Origin of the sequence: Flavobacterium nackdongense, from assembly GCF_004355225.1 — a bacterium.
GTDB lineage: Bacteria > Bacteroidota > Bacteroidia > Flavobacteriales > Flavobacteriaceae > Flavobacterium > Flavobacterium nackdongense.
The window spans coordinates 197191-222259 of record NZ_CP037933.1 but is presented as its reverse complement, the minus strand read 5'-3'; the positions used below and the strand labels follow the sequence as shown (position 1 = coordinate 222259).

Here is a 25069-nt window from a genome sequence, read left to right as displayed (position 1 = left end):
CTTTGCTATTTTTTAGTTCATATTATTAATGTTAATTTTGTTAAAAGGATTTTCTTTGCAATACGTGATTTCAATTATTAATGATACAAATTTCAATCTGCTAGCTTAATATTGGAATAATAATCAATAAAAAATCTATTAATATTTTATTAATTTGTATCTTTTCTAAAAAAAACACCAAAAAAAACATTATTTAATCAATTTTAACACTTGAAACTACCCCTATTTTTACATTTCAAAAAAATAACGTTTTTCTACTATCGTAAAATCTGTACGAAACACAAAACATTACTTTTATAGGTTTAAGCGGAAACGTTGCGGAGTTTTTTTTACCCTATAGTATATATTATGCTTCCATAGCTATTAGAATATAGATTCTATTTGTAGAAAGCTTCGCTTTTGCATAGTATTCATATTATTATGTGTAAAAAGAATTTTCTATGTCAATCTTTTTTAACAATTTCGACTACTTTTCTATGTGGTTTACATTAATTTCAAATTTATTATCACCACACACCCAGTAGAACACTTTTTTAAGAGTTTCTTGAGCTCCTGTGAAAATTCACCTTTTTTCAGACTCATTTTTCTTAATCCAATAGTTCAGAACTGAATATTTATAAATAATCGTACTACTAATTTTTAAAACCTTATGATTTTAGTACCAAAATCTGAATTAGCACTATTTTTGAACTTCCATTTCGATCCCAAACCAATCTATTCTACTAGAATTCCGCGCGAGCCTAAACTTGCAAAAATCAGCAAAGACCTATGGCAGAGTATTTTGCATTTTCGCCTGCTCAGGTTCGGAAAACTCTAATTATGGCAGCTAAATAAAAACAAAATAAGCCCATTTAAAAGCGTAAACTACACGAAAAAAAACGAAAAAATGAAGTGTAATATATAGGTATATCTATATTTATTTTGGTGATTTTGAAATCTATTGATTTAGAGTTAAATACAAGGTGAAATTTAAAGGCAAATGCACCAACATTTGATTGAAAAATATTTTAATATATCGATATAATTTAAAAAATGAATTATATTCGCAAAAAAAACAGCGCTAATTGATAACACTCTTTTTTTTTATACATTTTCAAGTTTTTTAAATAATTACGTTATTTTATAGAAGGCAGTACAGCACAATCCAAATCGACTAAATGAAAAAAATTTTACTTGTCCTCTTTACATTTTTGATTTGTTTAGGTTATGCTCAAGATAACCCATACAATGGCTTGCTTTTTTCATCAAACAAAGTAAATAAAGATAAGCGAACCTCACTTAACCTAACACCTACCACACCCTTTGGATTCAGCAATGGATTTGCGATGGAATTTGAAGCTAGCTTTCATCCCACAGACGGTTACTATGGTAATATCTTTAAAATTTTAGGCAACAAAAACTATAACATCGACCTGATTTCCAATTTTGAAGGCGGATCGAATCCGGTATTTACATTGGTGGTCAACAACGCTATTTTATCTACCTTTCAATGGAAAGAAATTCCTCAAGGCGGTATCGAAAAATGGATGAAATTCAAAATCGAGGTGGATGCCCTCAATTCCTCGATATCCTTGTCGATAAATGGGCATATTATCACAAAAAAAGTCAAAGATTTGACTGAAGTGAAAGATTACGAAATCGTTTTCGGTAAAAGCAATTTGAAAAATTTTGTGACCACCGATGTGAGTCCAATGAGTATCAAACACATCCGCTTATACGAAGAGGAATCCCTTGTTCGAAATTGGATTTTAGGCAAACACCTGAAAAACAACAGCGTATATGACGAAATTAAAAATGACCTCGCCACCACTCTAAATCCAATTTGGCATTTAGATCAACATTTGTATTGGAAAAATGCTAAGCAATTGCGATTCAGTAACTTACTGGGAATTGCTCCAAATGAAAAACGAGGTCTCGTCTACTTCATAGACCAAAAAGCAGTGTATACCTACGATCTGAAAACGCAACAGTTAGACACGCTACGGTACAAAAACAAGCCTTTTCCGTGTCAGGGAAATAATTTTATTTATAACGAAAAAACCAACGAAATCTGGTCGTATTCCTTTGATAAAAATTTAATTTCCAAATTTAGTTTCAACAGCCTTAGTTGGTCAAGCAACGAAAACTATTGTGTCGAACCTAATTTTTGGCACCACAATAAGTTGATTTCTCCGCAAGACGGCAGCCTGATTACCTTTGGCGGTTATGGCCATTACAAATACAAAAACAGTTTCAAAAAAATTCATCCCAAAAATGAAGTTTGGCAGTCAGTTGAGGGCAATTCTACTATCAATCCCAGGTATTTAAGCTCGGCAGGAATCCTAAACAAAGATAAATTCTTAATATTTGGTGGCTACGGCAGCAAATCAGGAAGTCAGGCGGTCAATAGCCACTGCTATTATGACCTTTATACTGTTGATTTTAACGGTTTCAAAACCCGTAAACTCTGGGAAAGAGCCAATTTAGATCAAGCGCCATTTGTACCCGTCGGTTCAATGGTTATCGATGCCCAATCCAATCATTTCTATTCTTTACTTTACGACAACAATACCTTCAATACCACTTTAAAACTGGCACGAATTGGTATTAATAAATTTGACATCACGGTATTTCCTGATGTGATTCCGTATAAATTTCTCGATATTAAATCGAATGGCAACTTATTTTTGGATGCTAATAGCAGCAAACTTTGCGCCATTACTGCCAATGAAGGGACGGTCAATATGTATTCCTTGGTGTATCCGCCGATGCTTGAATCCGACGTGTTTCAAAAAGAAGCAACCCCTTGGACAACCTACCTTTACGCCATTCTTTTGGTGCTGATTATTCTGGCTTTGATTGTATTATTTCTGCAAAGAAAACCCAAAAAAGAATCCACAACCACCGTTAGCCGTGAACCTCTGGCTGCATCAACCGCATTCGACGAACATTATGAACCCGCAGCTTACAACAAAATTAAAAAATCAGCCATCTATTTGTTCGGAGGTTTTGAAGTTTTTGATAAAGAAGGCAAGGACATTACTTCTCAGTTTACCCCTACCCTAAAACAGCTTTTCTTATTGATTCTGATGTCTAAATCCAAAAACGAAAAAGGCATCACTTCGCACAAAGTAATCGAAAATTTATGGTACGATAAATCCGAGAATAGCGCACGTAACAATAAAAACGTGAACATCAGCAAACTTAAATTATTGCTCGAAAAAATTGGCGATGTCGAATTGAATCACGAAAACACCTATTGGAACATCCAATTTGGCGAAAATACATTCTGCGATTATCAGTATGTGAACAAAATGTTGGCACACATCAAAAAAGAAGGCAACGAAGAAGATAAAATTGTTGAATTTTTGAATATTATTTCGGCAGGTGAAATTTGTCCTGATGTCCAAAACGAGTGGATTGAACCTTTCAAAGTTGAAGTATCCAATCGTATTATTGACGGCTTGGACTTTTTGTCGACCAATCATAAAAACTTAAGCTTACTAGAGTTGATTGCCAATACCATCCTTAAATACGATCCGCTCAACGAAGAAGCGATAATCATCAAGTGTAAATCCTTATATGCTTTGGGCAAAAAAGGTTTGGCAAAACAATCGTATGACGATTTTTGCAAAGAGTATTTGACTTTGTTAGACGCCAAATTCAATGTCGCCTTCAAGGATATTATTGAATAAAATACTCGAGCGATTGCATTTATTTTCTGATCAAAACTCTAGCGATTTTGCAATGGAGTCTGTCTGTATTTTAAATACTTTCCGTCGTTGATTTGCAATTTCATCATCCTTTATAAACTTTCATTAGAATTTTAGCTAATGAACTCTAAAGATCCTGCGAAAAATCAGGGAACCTCTCAATGTGTTCCCTACTTCTTATCACTTCATCAAAAATTATTTTTGAATAAAAGATTCGTTTATAATTTTCACTTTTTTTCATATATTTGTTTAGTAGTCAAAATAAACTAAACAGAAAAAATCGACTATTAGCTATACAAGTTACAACAGGTCTTTCTGCCTCAGCAGCATCGCAAATACAACAGCAGATAGCAAAAGGAACCAGCATAAAGAACCGTCTTTTTGACCACCGACAAAATTTCGATTTTATCTTTCTTAGGTTGAAGAATACATACAAAAAATCAAAAGTACTTCACTGGTTTGCAAAAATTAGGAAGACAAAATAGATACTACTTTTTCTAAAATAACTACATCAATATTTAAAGTAGGTCATTAACTGTGCTACTATTCAAAAAAAACGTCAATTGGTTTTACTTTTTTTAATGGCATTGTAAAAAATGAATTTCACCCAAGGGTAAAAAACATAAAAAATGAAACAAAAAATAAGTTTTACGCTAAACCGAGAAACGGTCACCGTGACGGCAAACGGAACGGATTCGCTATTGACCGTACTCAGAGAATATTTGGATTTAACAGGTACTAAATTCGGATGTGGGCAGGGAGAATGCGGTGCCTGTACCGTTTTGATTGATAACAAAGCGATACGGTCGTGCATGGTTGCTGTGGAAGATGTGGCTGGAGCAGCGATTATCTCGATTGAAGGGATGAGTGAAAATGGCAGCCTACACCCTATTCAAAAAGCCTTTATCACGCACGATTCGATGCAATGTGGTTTCTGTACGCCGGGGATGATTATGAATGCTTACGGCTTATTATTGCGAAATCCAAAACCGAGTCGCACCGAAATCATCAACGGTATGGAAGAAAATTTATGCCGATGCGGTTCCTACAATCGCATTTTAGATGCTATTGCCACTGCAGCCCAAGAAATGTCTAAAAAACCGAAGCTATGAAAAACGATGTTATTACAAGTGAAATGGCTACAGCACTACTCGAAAGCCGACGTGGTTTTTTGAAAAAATTGGGTGGCGGCATCATTGTAACTTTTACTATTGGTCAATGGTCTATCCTCGACGGTTGGGCGAACAATCCAGCGGCAGAAGTGTTGAATTTTAATGCTTATTTGAGAGTTAAAGAAGATGGTCGTGTGGATTGTTATACCGGAAAAATTGAAATGGGACAAGGCGTTGGCACCTCTTTAGCGCAAGCCGTAGCCGAAGAATTGGAAGTGTCTGTTTATTCAATTGATATGGTTATGGGCGATACCGAGTTGTGTCCTTACGATGAAGGTACTTGGGGTTCGATGACCACTCGTTTTGTCGATCCTGTTTTGCGAGCTGCCGCTGCCGAAGCGAGAATCGTCTTGATCGGTCTTGCTGCGGCACAGTTGAAGGTGGCTCCTGAATTGCTTGAGGTAAAAGAAGGCATTGTTTATGTTAAAAATGAGCCTTCGAAAAAAATATCTTATGCAGCACTCACCAAAGGTCAAAAGATTATTGAAAAACTTAGCGACAAACCGGTTCTCAAAAAAGCTAAGGATTTTAAAGTTATCGGAACTTCGATTGTCCGGTTGGACGCGGAGTCGAAGGTTAGTGGAAAAGCAAAATACAGTGGTGACATCAAATTACCCGGGATGGTTTATGCACGCATCGTTCGACCTGCTGTTTTTCGTTCTAAAAAAATCAGTTTAGATGCTTCTAAACTTGCCGATTTTGAGGGAGCACAGTTACTTGAGGATGGCAATCTGGTGGCTGTGATTCATTCTAATTCTGAAATGGCTTACGCTGCCGCGCAGACCGTAAAAGTCAAATGGGAATCTCCAAAAATCAATGTCAATCAGGATACTATTTTTAAACATTTAGAGAATACCATCCAAACATCTAAGATTCATCAAGAAGGAGGCGACTTGGCCACCGGCAAAACGCTGTCGGAGACGGTTATCGAAGCCGATTATTATGATGGCTATAAAGCCCATGCTTCGATGGAAACCCATTGCGCTACCTGCTATTTTGAAGGAGACAAACTGACGATTTGGGCTTCTACTCAGACTCCTTTTGGTACGCGCAAACATATCGCCAAAGCCTTGAATGTAGAATTAGAAAAAGTGCACGTCAAACAAATCCTTTTGGGGGGTGGTTTTGGTGGTAAAATTAGTGACAATCAAGCCGTAGAAGCTGCTAGAATCGCCAAGATTTGCGGAAAACCGGTACAATTGATTTGGTCAAGACGCGAAGAATTTATGCTGGTAGGCTTTCGCCCCGCCGCTTTGATGAAAGTCCGTTCGGGCGTGGACCGTAATGGTAAATTGAAATTATGGAATTTTGATATTTATTGCGCTGGTACAAGAGGTACTTCATTGTTTTATGAGGTGGAGCACAATCGCACGCGCATGTTCGATGATAAAAAGGCGCATCCTTTCGATGTGGGGGCTTGGAGGGCACCAGGAAATAATTCCACCACTTTTGCTAGAGAATCGCATATTGATGTGACTGCGCATAAAATAGGTGTTGATCCTTTGCAATTTCGCTTGAACAATTTGAATAATGAAAGAATGTCGGCAACTTTAACCTTGGCTGCCAAAACTTTTGGCTGGGATAAACCTAAAAAACCAAGCCATGGATATGGGATAGCTCTCGGGGAAGATGCCGGTACTTGCGTGGCCTTAATTGCCGAAGTTTTTGTCGATAAAGCGACAGGGGTTGTGCAGCCGATTCGAATGGTCTGTGCTCAAGATATGGGACAAGTGATCAATCCGCATGGCGCAACAATTCAAACCGAAGGCGGGCTTACGATGGGCTTAGGGTATGCCCTCTATGAGGATATTGCCTTTGAAGGTGGGGACTTAAAAACTACTGGTTTCGGCAATTATGAAATTACCCGTTTTTCGAAAACCCCACCTATTACTTGTGTTTTCGTTGATAAAAAAGAGGCCAAACCTGAAGGCGGAGGTGAACCCGCGATCATTTGTGTAGGAGGTGCTATTGCCAATGCAGTATTCGACGCCTGCGGTGCCCGAGTGAACCAAATGCCAATTAGTCCGGAACGAATTTTAGCCGCAATGCGGTAGAGGTTTGGGGTTTAAAGTTTATGGTTTGGAGTTTGGAGTTTGGAGTTTGGAGTTTGGAGTTTAAAGTTGAAAGTTGCAGGCTACAATATACAATTTACGATTTTTTGAATTTGTAATTTATTTAGGCTCGGTTAAGTATTCTTAATAATTTATTCACTGAAGAAAATCCCCTCAATCGCAATAATTTGGTAAATTGCAATGATATAAATCCCCGCAGTTGGAGGCGACTCATTATCCTACTTTGAAATTAAGGCAAAAATTATATTTCTTCTTTTAATAGATTAGTAATTAACAGTAATAAAAAAAACAGTTATGAAAACAACAAACGTAAAAGCTTTTGGCACCAATGCAGCCGATGCTCCTCTAAACGAGATGCATATTGATCGTAGGGAAGTAACGGCCAAAGACATTGAAATTGACATTTTATATTGTGGTGTTTGCCATTCGGATTTGCACACTGCGAGAAACGATTGGGGATTTACAGTATATCCTACTGTCCCAGGTCACGAAATTGTGGGGCGAGTAACCAAAATAGGCAACGAGGTTACCAAACTTAAAGTAGGCGATATCGCTGCAGTAGGCTGTTTGGTCGATTCTTGCCAGACTTGTAGTAGCTGTGAACAAGACTTGGAACAATACTGCTTAAATGGATGGGTTGGAACCTATGGTGGCGCCGACAAGCATCTGGGTGGCCATACATACGGTGGTTACTCTGAAAAAGTGGTCGTAGATGAACATTTTGTATTGAAAGTGCCAGCTCATTTGGATTTAGCTGCTGTAGCTCCTCTACTTTGTGCCGGTATCACTACTTGGTCGCCCCTTCGGCATTGGAAGGTAACTCAAGGCAGTAAAGTAGCCGTAGTCGGTTTGGGCGGATTAGGTCATATGGCTATTAAATTGGCTAAAGGCTTAGGCGCTGAAGTCACTCTTTTTTCAAGAAGTCCCGGTAAAGAAAAAGATGCATTGGACTTAGGAGCGGATGCTGTACTGATTTCGACCGATGAAACGCAAATGGCCTCCGTGATGGGTAAATTTGATTTGATTATTGATACCGTTCCCTACGTTCACGACATCAATCCGTATGTGGCTACGCTAAACATCAGTGGTACTTTGGTTTTGGTAGGCTATTTGGGACCTATTGACCCTTTCTTGAATACCGTGCCGATGATTTTAGGACGAAAATCAATTGCAGGCTCACTTATTGGTGGGATAGCCGAAACACAAGAAATGTTAGATTTTTGCGGCGAACACCAAATAGTTTCAGAAATTGAAATCATCAAAATGCAGGATATTAACGAAGCCTATGAAAGAATGCTCAAAAGTGATGTACGATATCGTTTTGTAATCGATATGGCTTCATTGAAATAGGAAATAGTCCTTAAAAATTAGAATCCCAGACACCACTTTTAATAGATGATGTTTGGGATTTTTGCTTTATAAAAAAAATAAAAGTTTACTCCTTCACCAAATATATACCGTCTTCCTTGATCTCGATGCCTTTCTCTTTATACAAAGCGCCGATGGCTTTCTTGAAGGTTTTCTTGCTCATTTTCAAGACCGTTTTGATGTCTTCGGGATGGGAATTGTCGGTTAGGCGCAAAAAGCCACTGCTGGCGAGCAATTGCCTTAAATAAAAAATGATTGAAAATTAGATTAACTTGTTCTGCTTTTTTATTAAAACATAAAGCAGTATTGAATTTATTCATTATTTACAATACTCTATTAAAAAAAATATCATAAATTTGAGTATAATTATTTTCACCCTGAATTTTATAGTTTTTTTTCAACCTACTCTAATTTAGATTCTTACAAATCAATTAAATATAGAGCTATGAGAAATTCAAACACAACTTCAAAATTTAGTATTGCTTTTTCAAATAAATTAAAAAAAGCTGCATACTTGAAAAAGGCTTTTTATCCTGCTTTCCTGATTATTTTATTTTTCACACTTACATCCAATAATTCAATGAATTGGATGGATTCAATTATGAAAAAGTTTCAGTTTTGGGAATGGACGGAAATTAATAAAAATTCAGAATGGGAAGCTAGAGCAGGATTACAAGCTTTAAACCTAAAGGGGGATTTTTACATTTTTGGCGGTAGAACCCCTATTAATCCGTTTGTAACCGATGTTATTGGCGCTAGTAAAATATGGGGCGATGTATGGAAAAGTAAAGATTACGGAAAATCGTGGACTAGAATTCTAGAAACTAACGATGAAACTCATTGGCCTGCAAGAGCTTATTTTCAAGCAATCAACAACGGAAAATACATGTATATTATTGGTGGGCAAAACTTCACTATTATTGATAACCCTGGCTATCCATTTTGTGGTCCATGTCCAGCTAAAATATCAAAATCTGAGTTTTTTAATGATGTTTGGCGGAGTGAAGATGGCATAAAATGGACTAATATGACTAAAGATATGCCATCGATAAAAAGATGGTCTCCAAGAGCCGGCTTAAGCGCAGTATTATTTAATAATGAAATTTATGTAATGGGTGGTTCAGTAAATGATGATTCATCCATAACACCGGGGGGACCGGCAAGAATATATTACAATGATGTTTGGAAATCAAAAGATGGAAAAAATTGGGAATGTATGACAAAAAATGCACCCTGGGCGCCAAGAGCTGGGGGCGTTGCTGTTGTCAAAAGTGGCTATTTGTATATGATCGGTGGTGAAGACGGATTTATTTGTAATCCATTCACTCCAAGATGTCCTCCGTATTACAATGATGTATGGCGTACAAAAGATGGTAAAACATGGGAAATTGTAACAGCAGCGGCTCAATGGAGCTCAAGACCCGGACATCAGGTGGTGGTAGCTGATAATCATTTTGTTCTTTTTGGCGGTTTTGGCTTAGATCCTAATTTTAACCCTACAAATAATTCTCAAAGCAAGTATGTAGCCTCAAATCCCGTCGATGTATGGGTAAGTAAAGATGGGAAAGATTGGGAAATGTTAAAAGACAAACCTTGGAATGCCGAATCCCCTGCAGATATTAAATATGATTTTGATGTTGTAGTTGTAAAAGGTAATCGTGAACATATGAAAGATGCGATATATACCTTTGGAGGAGATAGAGAAACTTTCGATTTCCTTGATTTTACCAATTATCTCAATGTAGATAACGATGTTTGGCGATTTTCGCTTCCTAAACAGTATCAAGATGGAAATAGTACTAATGAAAGCGCTGAATACCCAATTGAAAAAATAGTTTTACTGCAAAACTATCCCAATCCATTTGTCGATAAGACCGTACTATCTTTTAAACTTACAAGAAGTGCATTAGTTAAAATTAACATTTATGATATGAATGGCGAATTGGTAAAAAATGTAATCAATGAGAACAAAACTATTGGCCAATATGAAATTGAATGGGATGCCAAAACTAAAAACAACTTATTTATTAAAAAAGGAGTTTATATTGCCAAAATTTGGGCTGATGACGAATTAAAAACAATAAAAATGATTTTGAAATAAAAAGAAGACAAAACCCTTTAAACTACAATAGCTTAAAGGGTTTTGTATTATATTCAAATAATCTATTAAAAACACTCTTACAAAGTCCGCATAGTAATGACTAGGTTTTGCGTTACGAGCAGTTTTTATAAAATCTTAGCCTGATAAATCTTAGCTATAACCCTTCGCCACGGCAATAAAACTGATGTATGACCAGCTGAACTTTGGGTAGCAAATCCCTCGGGGTCGTTTATTGCATTGCTATCTTACTATTCTATAAAACGATACTATTAGCTTACTCCTTCACCAAATATATACCGTCTTCCTTGATCTCGATGAGTTTCTCTTTATACAAAGCGCCGATGGCTTTCTTGAAGGTTTTCTTGCTCATTTTCAAGACCGTTTTGATGTCTTCGGGATGGGAATTGTCGGTCAGGCGCAAGAAGCCACGACTGGCACGCAATTCGTCTAGGATTTTCTCGGCATTGGGTTCGATGTTTTGATAGCCTTGGATTTGTAGTGACACATCGATTTTGTTGTCAGGACGAATGGTTTTAATGTAGCCTCGCATTCTGTCTCCTGTTCGAATGGCATCGTCATACACTTCGTCTTTGTACAAAAGTCCTTTGTGCTGCTCGTTGATGATGACGTTGATGCCCAATTCGGTGATGTGGGAAACGATTAAATCGACTTCTTCCCCTTTTTCGACCGTGAGGTTATTGTTGTTCAAAAACTGATTGGTTTTGCTCGACGCTACCAAACGTTTGGTTTTTTCGTCCATATAAAGATACACCAAATAGCGTTTTCCTTTTTCCATCGGGCGTGCTTGTTCTTTGAAGGGTACGAGAATGTCTTTTTCCATTCCCCAATCCATAAAAGCGCCCACTTGGTTGACGTAGTTCACGCGCAAAAGCGCAAATTCATTTAATAAAATATACGGTTCAAGTGTAGTGGCGACCGGTCGTTCTTCGTGGTCTAAGTAGACAAAAACGATGATCTCCTCGCCTATTTCCCATTCGTTGGGCACGTATTTATTGGGTAAAAGTATGTCGTGGATTCCTTCGGGGTCTTTTTCGGGATTTCCCAAAAACAGACCTACTTTGGTATCGCGTAAGATGGTGAGCGTGTTGTATTTTCCTATTTCAATCATTTTCTTGTCATTTGTAAAGTGCAAAGGTACGAAGATTGAAAGGATTTATTTTAAAGCCATGGCATTCGCTTTCAAGACTTTTAACCACAAATTACACCAATCATCACAAATTCCATTCATTCTTACAATTAGTGTACTTTTTTTTAAAAGTAGATTTCTTGATTATCTAGTGATAATTTTTTTATAAAAAGTCCTGCCATTCCAATCCAAATGAAGAATGTATATAGCGTCGGAAACTAGCTGATTATAATGCAATTGCAATTCTTGTCCTTGCATTTTATAACTCGCGCTTTGGAGTAAAGTGCCATTGATGGAAAGCAAGGAAACTTGGATGTAATCGTTGCTAATCTGAGGCAAACGAAGGGTTATATTTCCATCGGAACAGGGATTGGGATAGACGGAGATATCTTGGTATTGTTCCTTATCGAAATCCACTGAACTCAAAAGTACAGCGCTGAAAATGGGCAGTTTTGCAAAATTACTTCCGAATACTTGGGTCACTTCGGCTTCGGTCATACAAAGCCAATCTTGCATTAAGGAAGCGTACAATTGACGGTAATCGAATTGCATCGGTACTTGGTTGCTGACTGTGGCATTTAAGGGGATGTCTGGCGAAGTACCAATCATACCCGGCACCGGATATTGCGTTCCGGCTACTTGGGTGGGACTTGTATTCAGAGCGGTACCAAAAAACATTACAGGAGCTGCTGAGCCGTGATCGGTGCCCAAACTGGCATTGCTTTTGATGCGTCGGCCAAACTCACTAAAGGTCATCCCGGCCACTTGATCGGCTTTGCCCATAAGCTCCAAATCCTGCTGAAATGCGCCAATAGCTTGGGAAAGCAAGGTTAAATTGGTCGCTTGTGAACCCGTGGTCTTATCGGTAGTGCCCACTTGATTCTCGTGGGTGTCGTGCGTATTGGGATGATTGACAATGTACACCGGGGTTTTCAAACCGCCATTGATCAATTTGGCTACAATCTTTAATTGATCGGCTAGTTTGTTACTCGACGGGTAGGTTACGGTATTGCTCAAAGGCACACCATAAGCCGTTTGAATGGTTTGTCGGTACACATTACTTTGGTCTTTCATCAGTCGTAGAAAAGTCAATTCATGACCATAATCATTGTCGGGTGCCGGGTCGGTATTGGCATTGATAACATTCAACAAACTGTTAGGATCGGTGACACTGTACCCCATATTGATATTCTGACCCTGCAAGATAAAAGGTAGCGTTGAACCAATTTGAATAGCCAAAGGATCAGGCATTTCGGCCGTTGGATAGTCGGCTGGAAAATTAGGATATTTTATATCCAAGGCTCTCCCCAACCATCCGCTATCTAAGGTGGTATTGCTACCCGAACCGGTAAACCAAATATCGGTGGCTCTGAAATGACTGAAATTAGGATTCGGATAGGAAACACCTTGGACAATCATCAGTTTTCCATTGTTGTACAGTCCTTGCATTTCAGCCATTGCGGGATGCAAACCGGTACTCAGGTTATTATTTAAGGGAAGTACTTGGGAATTATTCATTAAAATATTGCTTCTTGCATTGACCAAATTAGTCCATTTGTCTAAAGCAAATACCGTATTTAAGCCGTCGTTCCCGCCGTTTTGTTGCACAATCACTAGTATTCGCCCACAATTGGCCGCGGCAAGCGCCATTTTTTCTAAAGAAGTATTTTCGATTTGCGAAGATGCCATTACCGGCACACCGCCGAAAAGCAGTGGTACAGAGGCCGCAGCTGTGGTTTTTATAAATTCTCTTCTTTTCATGTCTTTGGTTGTCTAGATTTGGGGGTGGCTTCGTCTTTCCTGCCTCACCATCGAAGCAAAAAAAAAAGTTCTCGATTTACATTAATTGATATTCGGCAAGTTGGGTAATGGTGAGCAGCAAACTCTTCAATCTGGTTTTTACCGTGCTGGTATAGGTGGTGTTGCTGGGATTGGAAATATAGTTACTCCAAGCTACTGTCCAATAATTATTATCCGTTTGATTGGATAGTAAATTCTGCATTTTCAGGGTGTTTTTAACCGTGGTACTCAAATCAATCGGCAACAAATATTTGACACATTGATCGACTAATAGGTCAGGATCTATGACTACTTCGTTTGGAAACTGCTTCACCCAAGCAATGACATCCACTTCTATTCTGGTGCTAAGTCCATTAAACGTTTTAGTATAACCATTGAAAATGCTTGATAAAAAACTAAACCTCTTTTGAGTGGTGGTCGAGTTAATCCAATATTCGTGAAAGGATGGTTTTTGATAGAAGGCATTCCATCCCGAAACATTCGGAATGGTCCCCATGACTTGTTCGATTGGCAATAGAAAATTGGAATTGAAATCGTTCCAAATTTTATATTGTGCGTTGTAATTCGTGGCGTCGGATATTGTAGTGTTGATATTGAACGTTCGCAACGAGCCAATGACCAAATCTAAAGGCGATTTAATATACGCACCTCTATTGGCCATATCGTAAAAATGTTGACTTTTGAAAAGAGTATCCAAAACAGGTTGAATATTCCAATTATTGGCTACAAAAACTTGTGCCAATGGGGTAATGACATTCGCTTCAATTGTGGCATCGATATCGTAATAAACGAAGAAACGGTACAATCGTCGGCAGATGTATTCGGAGACCACCACCGATTTGGAAAAAATCATATCGACAAATGCATCGAGCTCATTGGCCCCTGTGCCATTTATGGTCGTATTATTGAAAAACGAAGAGAAAGTCTTGGTGGTTTTATCGTGCAAGGTGTCGTCATAGGTAGTGGTCGTGGGATAAGCATTCAAATTTTTAACTCTCCAGCCGGTCAGCACTTTGGCTGCTTGCACGACATCTTCCTGAGTGTACTCACTGAGCGGATCTTTTCCTAAAGTAAACAATTCCATTACTTCTCGTGCAAAATTTTCGTCGGGAGCATTTTTAGAATTGGCTTGATTGTTCAAGTAGTACATCATAGCGGGTTGCGTGGCCATATTTCGAATAATACTTTTGAAATTTCCCAAGCAATTTTCACGAAAATACTTCATATAATCGTAGCAAATTCTTGCCGAATTGCTGCCACAATAGGAGTTTTGAGAAATTCGAACGACCGTAAAATCAATGGGGATAAAATGATACCAAAACAAGGACATTTTCTCGCGAATATTTAAATCCTGATTGAGTCCGAGTGCAAAACACCAAGCGGCCAGTCCTCTGGTTCTGTTGGTGTTGGTCGTACCTCCAATAGCGCCTGAGGTAAAAACATTTTGGGTCCAATCGCTCCCATACGCTAACCCATTTTCATCGGCAGCATCGGGTTGGTAATAATTTACAGGTGGACTTGGGGTCGTATTGGTAAAATTTAAAAGGAGATCGACCGCCGCATTCATCCCAAGATTCACAAAAGCATCAGCATCGGATTTTTTGAATCCAAATTGGGTATGTCTCAACAAATAAGCGGCTTCATTGATAGTCCATGCGCCGGTGTAGGCTGCCAATCCGCTCGAAACGGGACTAGTTCTGGCGTTGATACCAGCCGAATATTTACGGTTAAAAAATTTTTTTCGTCGGTATTTTTCGAATAAAGGGTCAACGGTGTTCGCGTTTCTGGAAACGAGCATTTTCAAAAGGCTTCTTCGATTCATAGTGTGGGGCATTATAAAAAGTTTGAGCTAATATACTAATTTCTTGTAACTTTTTGAAATTTAGATAGTTTTCTTTAGTGCTATCCCGTTATCAAATTGAAATACCGTACAAAAAGAAACACAAAGAGACCGAAAATTAGCTATCAGTGGACACCTCCACAATTGCATTAAAAAACGGATTTTATGCTTAAAATGAATCCAAAGCCATCTTAAAAACTAGTCGCTATCAAAAAGATTGTCCGCTAAAAAACAAAACCTGTTGTTTTTTATCGGACAAAATTAATTTTAAAGCAATTAAAGAACTACTGCCATTTAATAGGTAAAACGTTTAAAAGCTTCTATGGCTTCATATTCAGCAAGACCTAATTCATCATACAATTTTGCAGTGTGTTTGTTTCGGTCTTCTGCTCTAACCCAGAATTCTCTGGAATCGTTGCCTTGAAACATCACTCGGTCTTTTTGCGATTGATGGTACAAAATAGCGTGTCTTTTGAGCATTACTTCATCAGGGCTCAATGGTACAGCCATATCTATTTCGTGCAAATCCCATTCGTGCCAAGCGCCACGGTACAACCACAACCAACAATCACGCATATAAGGTTTTGATTTCAGCCTTTTCAAAGCAGCAAAAATAGCGTTCAAACATACTTCGTGGGTTCCGTGTGGATCGGCAAGATCACCTGCCGCAAAAACTTGATGTGGTTTTATTTTTTCGATAATATCTGCTACAATGGCAATGTCTTCCTCGCCAATTGGGTTTTTCTTAACCTGTCCTGTTTCGTAAAAAGGCAAATCTAGAAAATGGGTGTTTTCGTCTTTCAAGCCAATGTAACGAACGGCAGCATACGATTCTCTTCTTCGGATGAGTCCTTTTAGTTTGCGCACTTCGACAGAATCTATTTGATCCTCCGATTTATTTTTCAAGAAATCGATAACCGCTTGGAAATTGATTTTGCTCTCGTCTTCGCCCACAAAATCGTTGCATACTTCGGCGAATTTCAAAGCTTCATCGTCTGTAACGGCTATGTTTCCGGAAGTTTGATACACCACGTGCACCTCGTGACCTTGTTTGATTAATTTGGAGAAAGTTCCACCCATCGAAATCACATCATCATCGGGATGAGGGCTGAATAGAATGACTCTTTTTTTGGCTGGATTCGCTCTTTCGGGACGGTTGCTGTCGTCGGTATTGGGTTTTCCTCCGGGCCAACCGGTGATGGTGTGTTGCAAAACGTTGAACATATTGATGTTCAAATCGTAAGCCGAACCACCCGATGCCAAAAGGTCGGACATTCCGTTGTTGTTGTAATCCCTGTCGGTCAATTTCAATATGGACTGATTTGTTTTTTGGCATAGCCAAACGATGGCTTTGCTTTTCAATTCCGGTGTCCAAAGGCATTCGCCTACCAACCACGGGGTTTTGTTACGGGTCAATTCCGAAGCAGCCGATTGGTCTAAAACGAAAGTAGTATTGCTATGATTTTGCAAAAATGTCGCTGGAATCTCGGAACTGATTTCGCCTTGAATGGTTCTTTTGATGATCTCGGCTTTGTTTTGTCCCCAAGCCATCAAAACGATTCTTTTAGAGCGAAGTATGGTCGAAACTCCCATTGTTACGGCTCGTTTGGGTACGAAATCTATGCCATTGAAATCGAAGGAAGCATCGACTCTGGTAATGTGGTCCAAAGTAATAATTCTAGTTCCTGAGTTGATGTGTGAACCCGGTTCGTTGAAACCTACGTGACCTGTTCGACCGATTCCAAGCAATTGAAAATCGAGTCCACCGGCATTTTTTATTTTCATTTCATAATCAATGCAATATTGATTCAAATCTTCGAAAGGAACGGTTCCATCGGGAATGTTCACGTTTTCAGGATCAATATCGATATGATTGAAAAGATGCTGATGCATAAAATAGAAATAGCTTTGGTTGTTTTCCTTCGACATTGGATAGTATTCATCCAAATTGAAAGTAACCACATTGCTAAAACTCAATCCTTCTTCTTTGTGCATTCTCACCAATTCTTCATACACTTTGATTGGCGAAGAGCCCGTTGCTAAACCCAAAACACAAGGTTTGTTTTTGGCTTGTTTGGCTTGGATCAATTGAGCTATTTCTCGCGCTACGATAACCGAGGCTTCGGCGGAGTTTTTGAAAATTTCGTTGTGAATTTTCTCGAATCTTGTTTCTTCAAATTTTCCCGGACTTTTGTAAGTGATGTCTGGGGATACTTCTACAGTAATTTTCATTTGGATTTTATTTGGATTAAATACTTCACTATTATTTTAAATATGCTAATGGATTCAACAAATTAGAACGGGATACTATTGGAAATCAATACAAAATGATTTGTTTTTTGGATTCAAAAAACAGGTTCTGATTCCAAAAGAATCAAGCATTGCCAATCCATTGATACAAATATATAAAATTATTACTAATTCAATGTTAATTAATAAATAATTTTATTAATTAAATCCGAGCAAAATAAGTAGCTGGCATTGCAGCCCATCGCTCGAATATCATCTATACCGTTTCGGAATAATCTAAATCGACTGAAAAAGTCTCTTTTAATTTCGACAAAGAAAATAAGGAAATAACTGTTATTACAGAGCCAACGACCATACCCGACAACAGGATATTACCATCGAAAATTGAATCTCTAAAAAAGGCATAAACGAAAATAATCAGTGGTAGAGCACCTCGAACAAAATTAGGAACTGTAGTGGTTACCGTCGCTCGAATGTTCGTTCCAAATTGCTCGGCTGCGATCGTTACGAATAAAACCCAATACCCTACTGATGTTCCCATCAAGAAGCATAGAAAGTAAAAAAGACTTGAAGATATATTGAATGCATTTAAATAAACGAAAATCATAATCAGGTTAAAAACCAGAAAAACATACATAATCTTTTTACGGCTTTTGAACCATTGACTTAACAAACCGCTAAGGATGTCCCCAAAAACTAAGCCCGAATAGCAAAAAGCAATAGCTTTTCCCGCTTCGACGGTGTCCGCATTTTGAATTCCAAGTGCTTTGGCAAATTCAGGAGAAAAAGTAATTAATATTCCCACCAAAAACCAAAGCGGCATCCCGATAAGAATGCAATTCAGGTATTTGAAAAATCTTTTTTTATGGGTAAACAAAGACAAAAAATCTCCTTTAGATTCCTCTTTCTCCATCGTTTTTTTGAAAATTCCCGACTCGGTAACCCCTATTCTCAAAAACAATAATAAAATTCCCAAAACGCCTCCCGCATAATAACATAGGCGCCAATCTTGAAAAATTTGATACACCAAATAGGCAGCCACAGCTCCAGAAACCCCAACCGAAGCTACAATCATAGTTCCGTAACCGCGTTTTTCTTTGGGTAAAGATTCGGCCACCAAGGTTATTCCGGCTCCCAATTCGCCAGCAAGTCCGATACCCGCGATTAATCTCCAAAAAGCATAAGCATCGACCGTGTGCACCATTCCGTTAGCGATATTGGCGACCGAATAAATCAAAATTGAGCCAAATAAAACTGATATTCTCCCTTTTTTATCACCTAGAATTCCCCATAAAATACCACCAAATAGCATTCCGAACATTTGCATACTGATCAGATATTCCCCTTGATTCCGAATGGCATCGCCAGTAATTCCGAGGTCCTTTAAGCTATCGGTACGCACAATCCCGAAAAGCAATAAATCATAAATATCTACGAAATAGCCTAAGGCTGCCACAATTACGGCTGCATTGAGAATGGATGTTGGTTTTTTGGGTTCTTGCGACGAAATGCTATTCATATTTATTGATTTGTTTTAAAATTTAAGTTTAATTTTTAGTGCTTTTTTTGCTCTACAGGAAATGTTGTGAACATTCATTTCTTTTTCTTTTTCTCAAACCATTAAGGACATTAAGTATCAGTAAGCATACTGCCTATCTTAATTTTCTTAATGGTTAAAATAGTTGTAATTTATTTTTAAATGTTTTGATTTTCACACAAAATCCAGTAGCACCATTTTCTTAATGTGCAATCCAGATGTCTTCAATTTCTTCCAATGATTTGCCCGTAGTTTCTGGGACGAAGAAATAGGTAATCAGAAAATATGGGATACACATTACAGCAAATAACCAAAAAGAGATGGCTGGACTCAATGATTCCAGTAGTACAGGAGTCAATTGACCTATCAAATAAGTTCCTATCCAAAGAGAAAAACCTGCCATAGACATCGCCAAACCACGCACTTTTACAGGATACATTTCGGATATTAACACCCAAATCACCACACAAATTGAAATCGCACAGAAGAAAACATAAGCAATAATTAAATACAATAAAATAGTAGGATTGCCAATATTCATATTAAAATAAAAACCGATAGCTACGAGCATCAGAAACATTCCTGAAACCCCTATATAAACCAGTTTTTTTCGTCCTATTTTATCTATCAAGTACATACCTAAAATGGTCGAAAGCACATTGACTACTCCAATCACTATTTGAAAATCAAGAGAACCTTGGGCTGCCATTCCCGCTTCTTTGAATATTATTGGGCCATAATAGAAAATCACATTTACCCCCATAAATTGACCCAAAATAGCCAAACTCATCCCAATAAATAAAGCTGTGCGATAGCCTGGTTGGAATAAAATTCTCCAGTTTGATTTTTCCTTTTTCAACAGTGATTTTTTGGTGATTTCCACTTGAGCCAATGCTTCTTCAGTACCCAAAAGTTGGGTTAATGTTTTTAAAGCAGCCACACTATTGTTTTTAGCAATTTGCCATCTTGGACTTTCAGGTATAAAAAATATAATTAGAAAGAAAAGTAATGAAGGTACGGCGCACAAGCCCAACATTCCTCTCCAATATTCGGTTTGGAAAATAGTTTTCATCGCTTCGGATTCAAATTGTCCGGTAGTAGCCCATTGCAAAACCTCAGCATTGGCAAAATAAGAAGCCACAATTCCGACGGTAATGGCTAATTGATACAGAGTTACCAAAGTACCTCTGAATCGCGCCGGAGCTACTTCGGAAATATAGAGGGGCGAAACAATAGAGGCCACTCCTATTCCCATACCGCCGAGAATACGACACCAAATCAGGGGTTCGAAACTGGTAACAAACATACAGCCCGCTGCTGAGAATGTAAATAAAGTAGCAGCCAATAACATCGTCCATTTTCTACCCAAAACATCAGCGATTTTCCCTGCAAAAGCAACGCCAATAATAGACCCTATAAGGGCGCAACCCACATACCAGCCCACAGAGACTGTGTCCAATTGGAATTGTTGGGTAACTAGTTCGATGGTTCCTGAAATCACGGCTACATCATAACCAAACAGGAATCCTCCTATTGCTCCTATTATCGAAAGGAAAATTACATAGCCTATATTCTCTTTTTTTGTATTCATTTTTTTGGTTGGTTAATTATTGGTTATTTAATTCAAAATATAATTTATCTTTTTTATTTCATTCCAAAATATTCCTTGTATCGATCATACAAATGTCCCGCTTGCAAATAACTCGATTGTGGGCTCATAAAGTGGGAAAACTCAAAAGTAATTCCTTTTTGGAAACCGGCTCTTTGGGCGGCTTCTAATTTCAAGCGCAATTTCTCGAATTTGATTGGGAAGAATTTGATGGGCATATCGCGATCAAAAGTTTCGGCATTGGTCCAGCATTCTAAACCGTATTTGTCACCTAATTTTTTATTAACCGAGAAAAAAGCATCCAATTCGTCATAATCGATATGGCCGTCTTGGAAAGCGCAAGCATCGACAGCACCTTTGATTCCGTCGAAAATTTCACCCCATTCTTTTTCGTGTTCCTGAACTGAAACGGCATCGGTTTTAGATAAAGTTCCCGAAGCGGCCATTACTGCTTTTTTACCATCAATCCAAGGAGACATAAACGTGGGCAAACCTCCTGAAACATCTTTACAAAGCTGTCCCAAAGTGCGGAATGAATCAATGGCACCTTTGGTTTTTCGGCTAATTTCGCCACTCAAGTACCAACCACCGAAACTTTTGAAATGCCCGTATTTTTTCCAAACTTCTTCGATTACAAATTTATTGGACTCAATTTCGTAAGTCATATCGCCCGTGTCCCAATACTTGCCTGAATCATACAGACCAAAATAAAATTTCAGTTTGTGCTTGTCGGCCAAACGCAAATACATTTCCAATAAATCGACAGATGGTTTGTAACAGCCTTGTTTTACTAAATAAGCAGAGTCGTAGGTAATAAATTTTCGATAACCAGAACGAATCATAATTACCGTATCGATACCGATCGCTTTCATATGGGCAAAATCGCGATCCCATTCTTTTTCACCCCAGTTTTGATGTGGTATGTCGTGTGAAATTTCGTCGAGAAAAGTACCGGTGATTTTCAAAGCATTTCCAGCAGGGACAATAAATTTAGGTTTTGTATCTATAATTGAATTAGGGGTATCGATGATTTCATTGCTTGAACCACTTTCAAAAGAACTCAAAAGCGGAATACTCAGTGCCGAAGCTGCTCCTACTCCTAATTTGTTTAAAAAATCTCTTCTTGTTTTCATAATCGGTGTTATTTTTTGATAGTATTTTATATTTTTTCTCATTCAAACCTATGAGGTTTTTGAAACCTCATAGGTTTTAGAAAATTGAATTATCGTTTTTCCATTTTTACTCGTTGTTAAGATTTCCATTTATTTCGAACCAAAAATATCTATATTTTCTCCACTTTCACCACTTGTACTTAACGTAAAATAAGTTTTTGCAGGACATTGCATATCGGTAAATCTTTTGGAATGCATAGGTGCTTTTACCACTTGTGAATTGGCAGAACGAAACAAATATACGTCTAGCCATTTTGCGCCTGTTACTTTGGCTGTCGTCGGCTGAACTGGTTTTCCCTCATTCGCAACTTGATCAATAGCATTTACCCTTTTGTAATTGGCCATAATTTCTTTTTGATAGCCATCTGCTTCAAAAATCTGTTCGTATCTTTTTCCGGCTCCTTCGACAATAAATTTTATTTTTTTTGCTTCAATCACCTCAATACTCATCGCGATCGTTTCGCCCGGATACCAATAATAATTGCTGATAGCTGGCGCATTTTGATACACTGCAGCTTGTCCCGATTTGTGACTGGTGCGACGCATAAAAGGTCGAAATGCCTTGCGTTCCTTGCTCACACTGCCATCGGCTTCCCGAATGACTTCCCAAGTCATCCCGATATCCGTTTCTTGATCGTCTGAGGTTCCACCGAGATAAATGGAAGCATTGTCTAAATAGGTTCCCAATTTGTTTGGGTTTTCGCGTGTTAAATCATAAGTCAAAGTGGGCAAAACCACCGTTCCTCCTATTCCTAACCAATAATCCCTACTCGAAACTGCTTTTCGATAATAAGCCCCTGCAAAACAACTAGAAGAACTTGGTGGCAAAACTTCACCATAAAATCTAGTTTTAATTTGTTCCTCCAAACTAATAGAAGGTACGGGCTGAGCCTGAGAGGAACTCTCGGAACAACTACTAAAAAAAGTTAGGAGAAAAAGGGCAACTACGCCACCAGAATTATTAAAGCATTTCATTATATAAATCTTATTTTATAGTTATTTCATCTACGAATATAAAAGTGGGTTGGCCCGCGCCATAATGCCAAGCTGGAATTTTTTCGAAAATAGGTGCTACAATCTTGATGTACCTTGCTTTTTTACTTCCAAAACTGGCCTTCAAATTCAAAATTTTAGGATTCTCTCCTTGGGTTGCTATTTCAATTTCCTGACCAAAAATCGGACTGAAATTTGTTCCATCTTCAGACAAAGAAACTATGAATTGTTTGGGTCCAAAAATCCAATCATTAGCAGAAATAAAAGTATTCATCTCCACTTGAGTCACTTCTTGAATGTTTTTTAAATCGACTACGGCTTCAAAATCTTGATTGTACAAACCAATCCAATCGCCTGTACTGAAAACCGTTGTGCCGTTCTTTCCATCGACCAATGTTTGAGCACCGTTAAATCGGTATTTTTCTGTAGGTTGATTTTTCAAAATGACTGGCTTCAATGTTGCCTTATTAAATTCGAATGCTTGCTCGAAAATTTTACTTTTTTGGGTTGAACCAATAACCGCCGCTTTAACGGTAACCGAATTTTTTATGCTAATATCCTTTTTATAAACTTCACTAGTAACAGTTGGATCAGCTCCATCCAAAGTGTAATAAATTGGATCTTTGCTGGTGGTTTTCAAGCTCAAAATCAAACTTGAATTCTGAGTATCCATCGTGATTTGCGGCGAAACCTCCAGGATGTTTTTAGCATAATTATACTTCAATTCATCATAAATGGGTAAAAGATTCATTAATCGAGTTAAAAAATCAGAGTAATTTTTCTTTTCTGGTTTGGTCCACAATACTTCGCTCAATGCAGCCATTCGGGGCAAAATCATATATTCAACATAGTCAGAAGTGGGCATATATTCGCGCCAAAGATTGGCTTGTGCACCAATAATATGTTTTCGTTGCTCACTAGTTAAGACTTCAGGAACGGGCTCGAAAGAATATACGCGTTCGATACTGGTGTAACCACCGATGGCCAAAGGTTCGGATTTGGTATCATTGCCTTGATAATGGTCAAAATAACAGTGGGAACTTGGCGTCATAATAGCATCGTGTCCCTGTTGTGCAGCTTCAATTCCGCCCTGAAAACTGCGCCAGGACATAATCGTTGCGTTTGGAGCAATTCCGCCTTCGAGGATTTCGTCCCAACCTATAATTTTTTTCCCTTTAGCGTTCAAGAATTTCTCCACTTTGCTGATACAATAACTTTGCAATTTTTCCTCAGCAGAATGTTTACTGTCTTTTATCAAACCGAGTTCGTTGATTTTAGCTTGACATTTTGGGCAATTTTTCCAACTGGTTTTGGGACATTCGTCGCCGCCAATATGAAAATAGTTTGAAGGAAATAAAGGAACCATTTCTTCAAAAACACCTGCTAGAAATGCAAAGGTTTTTTCGTTTCCTACACAAAGAACGTCTTCAGAAACACCCCAATTTTTTCTTACTTCATACTCTTTTCCTTTGCATCCCAGTTCAGGATAAGAGGCTAATGCCGCCATCATATGTCCTGGCAAATCTATTTCTGGTATTATGGTAATGTATCTTTTTTGGGCGTAGGCTACGATTTCTTTAATTTCATTTTGGGTATAAAAACCGCCGTGTGGCTTGCCATCGTATTCGTTTTTATTTTTTCCAACCTGCGTTTCGGCTCTTTTGGACCCAATTTCGGTCAATTTTGGATATTTTTTAATCTCAATACGCCAACCTTGATCGTCTGTCAAATGCCAATGAAAAGTATTGATGTTGTGCAACGCCAAAATATCGATGAACTTTTTCACAAAATCAACTGGGGCAAAATGTCTCGAAGCGTCCAGCATCATTCCGCGATAGCCAAAACGTGGATAATCAACAATAGTTACGTTGGGCAATTCGATTTGAGTTTTAGAATCGGAACTCATCAATACTTTACGAAGCAACTGAACGCCATAAAAGGTTCCGGCTCCCGTGCTACCATTAATTAGAATCTTATTTTGAGTAACATCGAATTGGTAAGCTTCCTTATTTTCGTTTTTGAAATTTGACTGTAATATAATTCCATTTTTAAGTATTGGCAAATTCGTAACTGAAACTTTTATACCAGTTGCATTTAAAATGTATTCGGATAGAAAAGTGGCAATTTGCTCCAAATTTTTCTCGTTTTTAGGATATGAAATCTGGGTTGCTGCCGAAAGAATAAAGGGTTTTCCTGTTCCCAAAACACTACTTTGAGGAAGCGGAATAATATTATAATCAACCGATTTTGAGTTTTGAGCCATTACGGAACAAATTCCAAAAATCACGATAAAGCAAAGAATGTAATTTTTCATCA

Annotated in this window: 14 protein-coding genes and 1 pseudogene; 5 read left to right on the top strand and 10 right to left on the bottom strand. The window is 38.1% G+C overall.

Features of this window, described 5'->3' with window-relative positions; translation table 11 throughout:
- Window positions 1–1157 precede the first annotated feature (1157 nt).
- From E1750_RS00930 to E1750_RS00915, 4 genes are all read left to right on the top strand, one after another.
- The gene (locus tag E1750_RS00930) at window positions 1158–3674 is read left to right on the top strand and encodes a hypothetical protein (protein WP_133274950.1); all 2517 of its coding nucleotides are present in this window, start codon (window positions 1158–1160) and stop codon (window positions 3672–3674) included.
- A gap of 647 nt (window positions 3675–4321) precedes the next feature.
- On the top strand, window positions 4322–4804 hold the full coding sequence (locus E1750_RS00925; RefSeq protein WP_133274949.1) for a (2Fe-2S)-binding protein: 483 nt from the start codon (window positions 4322–4324) through the stop codon (window positions 4802–4804).
- Window positions 4801–6918 (top strand): xanthine dehydrogenase family protein molybdopterin-binding subunit, encoded by a 2118-nt coding sequence (locus tag E1750_RS00920; protein WP_133274948.1) that lies wholly within the window; start codon window positions 4801–4803, stop codon window positions 6916–6918. Before E1750_RS00925 ends, E1750_RS00920 begins: the two co-directional genes overlap by 4 nt.
- A 312-nt stretch (window positions 6919–7230) precedes the next feature.
- Window positions 7231–8286 (top strand): NAD(P)-dependent alcohol dehydrogenase, encoded by a 1056-nt coding sequence (locus tag E1750_RS00915; RefSeq protein WP_133274947.1) that lies wholly within the window; start codon window positions 7231–7233, stop codon window positions 8284–8286.
- 85 nt (window positions 8287–8371) lie between these two features.
- On the opposite strand, the pseudogene E1750_RS00910 reads toward E1750_RS00915, so the two are convergent.
- Window positions 8372–8548, bottom strand: a pseudogene (locus tag E1750_RS00910) (GntR family transcriptional regulator); the annotation flags it as partial.
- Between the two features lie 201 nt (window positions 8549–8749).
- Between E1750_RS00910 and E1750_RS00905 the strand changes: the two are divergent.
- Window positions 8750–10405 (top strand): T9SS C-terminal target domain-containing protein, encoded by a 1656-nt coding sequence (locus tag E1750_RS00905; protein ID WP_133274946.1) that lies wholly within the window; start codon window positions 8750–8752, stop codon window positions 10403–10405.
- 274 nt (window positions 10406–10679) lie between these two features.
- On the opposite strand, the gene E1750_RS00900 is transcribed toward E1750_RS00905, so the two are convergent.
- The 9 genes from E1750_RS00900 to E1750_RS00860 form a co-directional block, all read right to left on the bottom strand.
- The gene (locus tag E1750_RS00900) at window positions 10680–11534 is read right to left on the bottom strand and encodes a CvfB family protein (RefSeq protein ID WP_133274945.1); all 855 of its coding nucleotides are present in this window, start codon (window positions 11532–11534) and stop codon (window positions 10680–10682) included.
- 162 nt (window positions 11535–11696) lie between these two features.
- The gene (locus E1750_RS00895) at window positions 11697–13313 is read right to left on the bottom strand and encodes a DUF1501 domain-containing protein (RefSeq protein WP_133274944.1); all 1617 of its coding nucleotides are present in this window, start codon (window positions 13311–13313) and stop codon (window positions 11697–11699) included.
- A 76-nt stretch (window positions 13314–13389) separates the two neighbouring features.
- Window positions 13390–15174 carry a DUF1800 domain-containing protein gene (locus tag E1750_RS00890; protein ID WP_165697987.1) on the bottom strand — a complete coding sequence of 595 codons (1785 nt, stop codon included), beginning with the start codon at window positions 15172–15174 and terminating at the stop codon, window positions 13390–13392.
- Window positions 15175–15486: 312 nt separating this feature from the next.
- The gene (nagB, locus tag E1750_RS00885) at window positions 15487–17424 is read right to left on the bottom strand and encodes a glucosamine-6-phosphate deaminase (protein ID WP_133274942.1); all 1938 of its coding nucleotides are present in this window, start codon (window positions 17422–17424) and stop codon (window positions 15487–15489) included.
- A 274-nt stretch (window positions 17425–17698) separates the two neighbouring features.
- The gene (locus E1750_RS00880; RefSeq protein WP_133274941.1) at window positions 17699–18961 is read right to left on the bottom strand and encodes an MFS transporter; all 1263 of its coding nucleotides are present in this window, start codon (window positions 18959–18961) and stop codon (window positions 17699–17701) included.
- Window positions 18962–19181: 220 nt separating this feature from the next.
- Window positions 19182–20570, bottom strand: a complete 1389-nt coding sequence (locus E1750_RS00875; RefSeq protein WP_133274940.1) for a sugar porter family MFS transporter — start codon at window positions 20568–20570, stop codon at window positions 19182–19184.
- Window positions 20571–20623: 53 nt separating this feature from the next.
- A complete protein-coding gene (locus E1750_RS00870; RefSeq protein WP_133274939.1) occupies window positions 20624–21721 on the bottom strand; it encodes a DUF4434 domain-containing protein in 1098 nt (365 codons plus the stop codon).
- A 129-nt stretch (window positions 21722–21850) separates the two neighbouring features.
- Window positions 21851–22735 carry a hypothetical protein gene (locus E1750_RS00865; RefSeq protein ID WP_133274938.1) on the bottom strand — a complete coding sequence of 295 codons (885 nt, stop codon included), beginning with the start codon at window positions 22733–22735 and terminating at the stop codon, window positions 21851–21853.
- A gap of 10 nt (window positions 22736–22745) precedes the next feature.
- Complete coding sequence (locus E1750_RS00860; protein WP_133274937.1) at window positions 22746–25067, bottom strand: glycoside hydrolase family 20 protein; 2322 nt, start codon at window positions 25065–25067, stop codon at window positions 22746–22748.
- Window positions 25068–25069 lie beyond the last annotated feature (2 nt).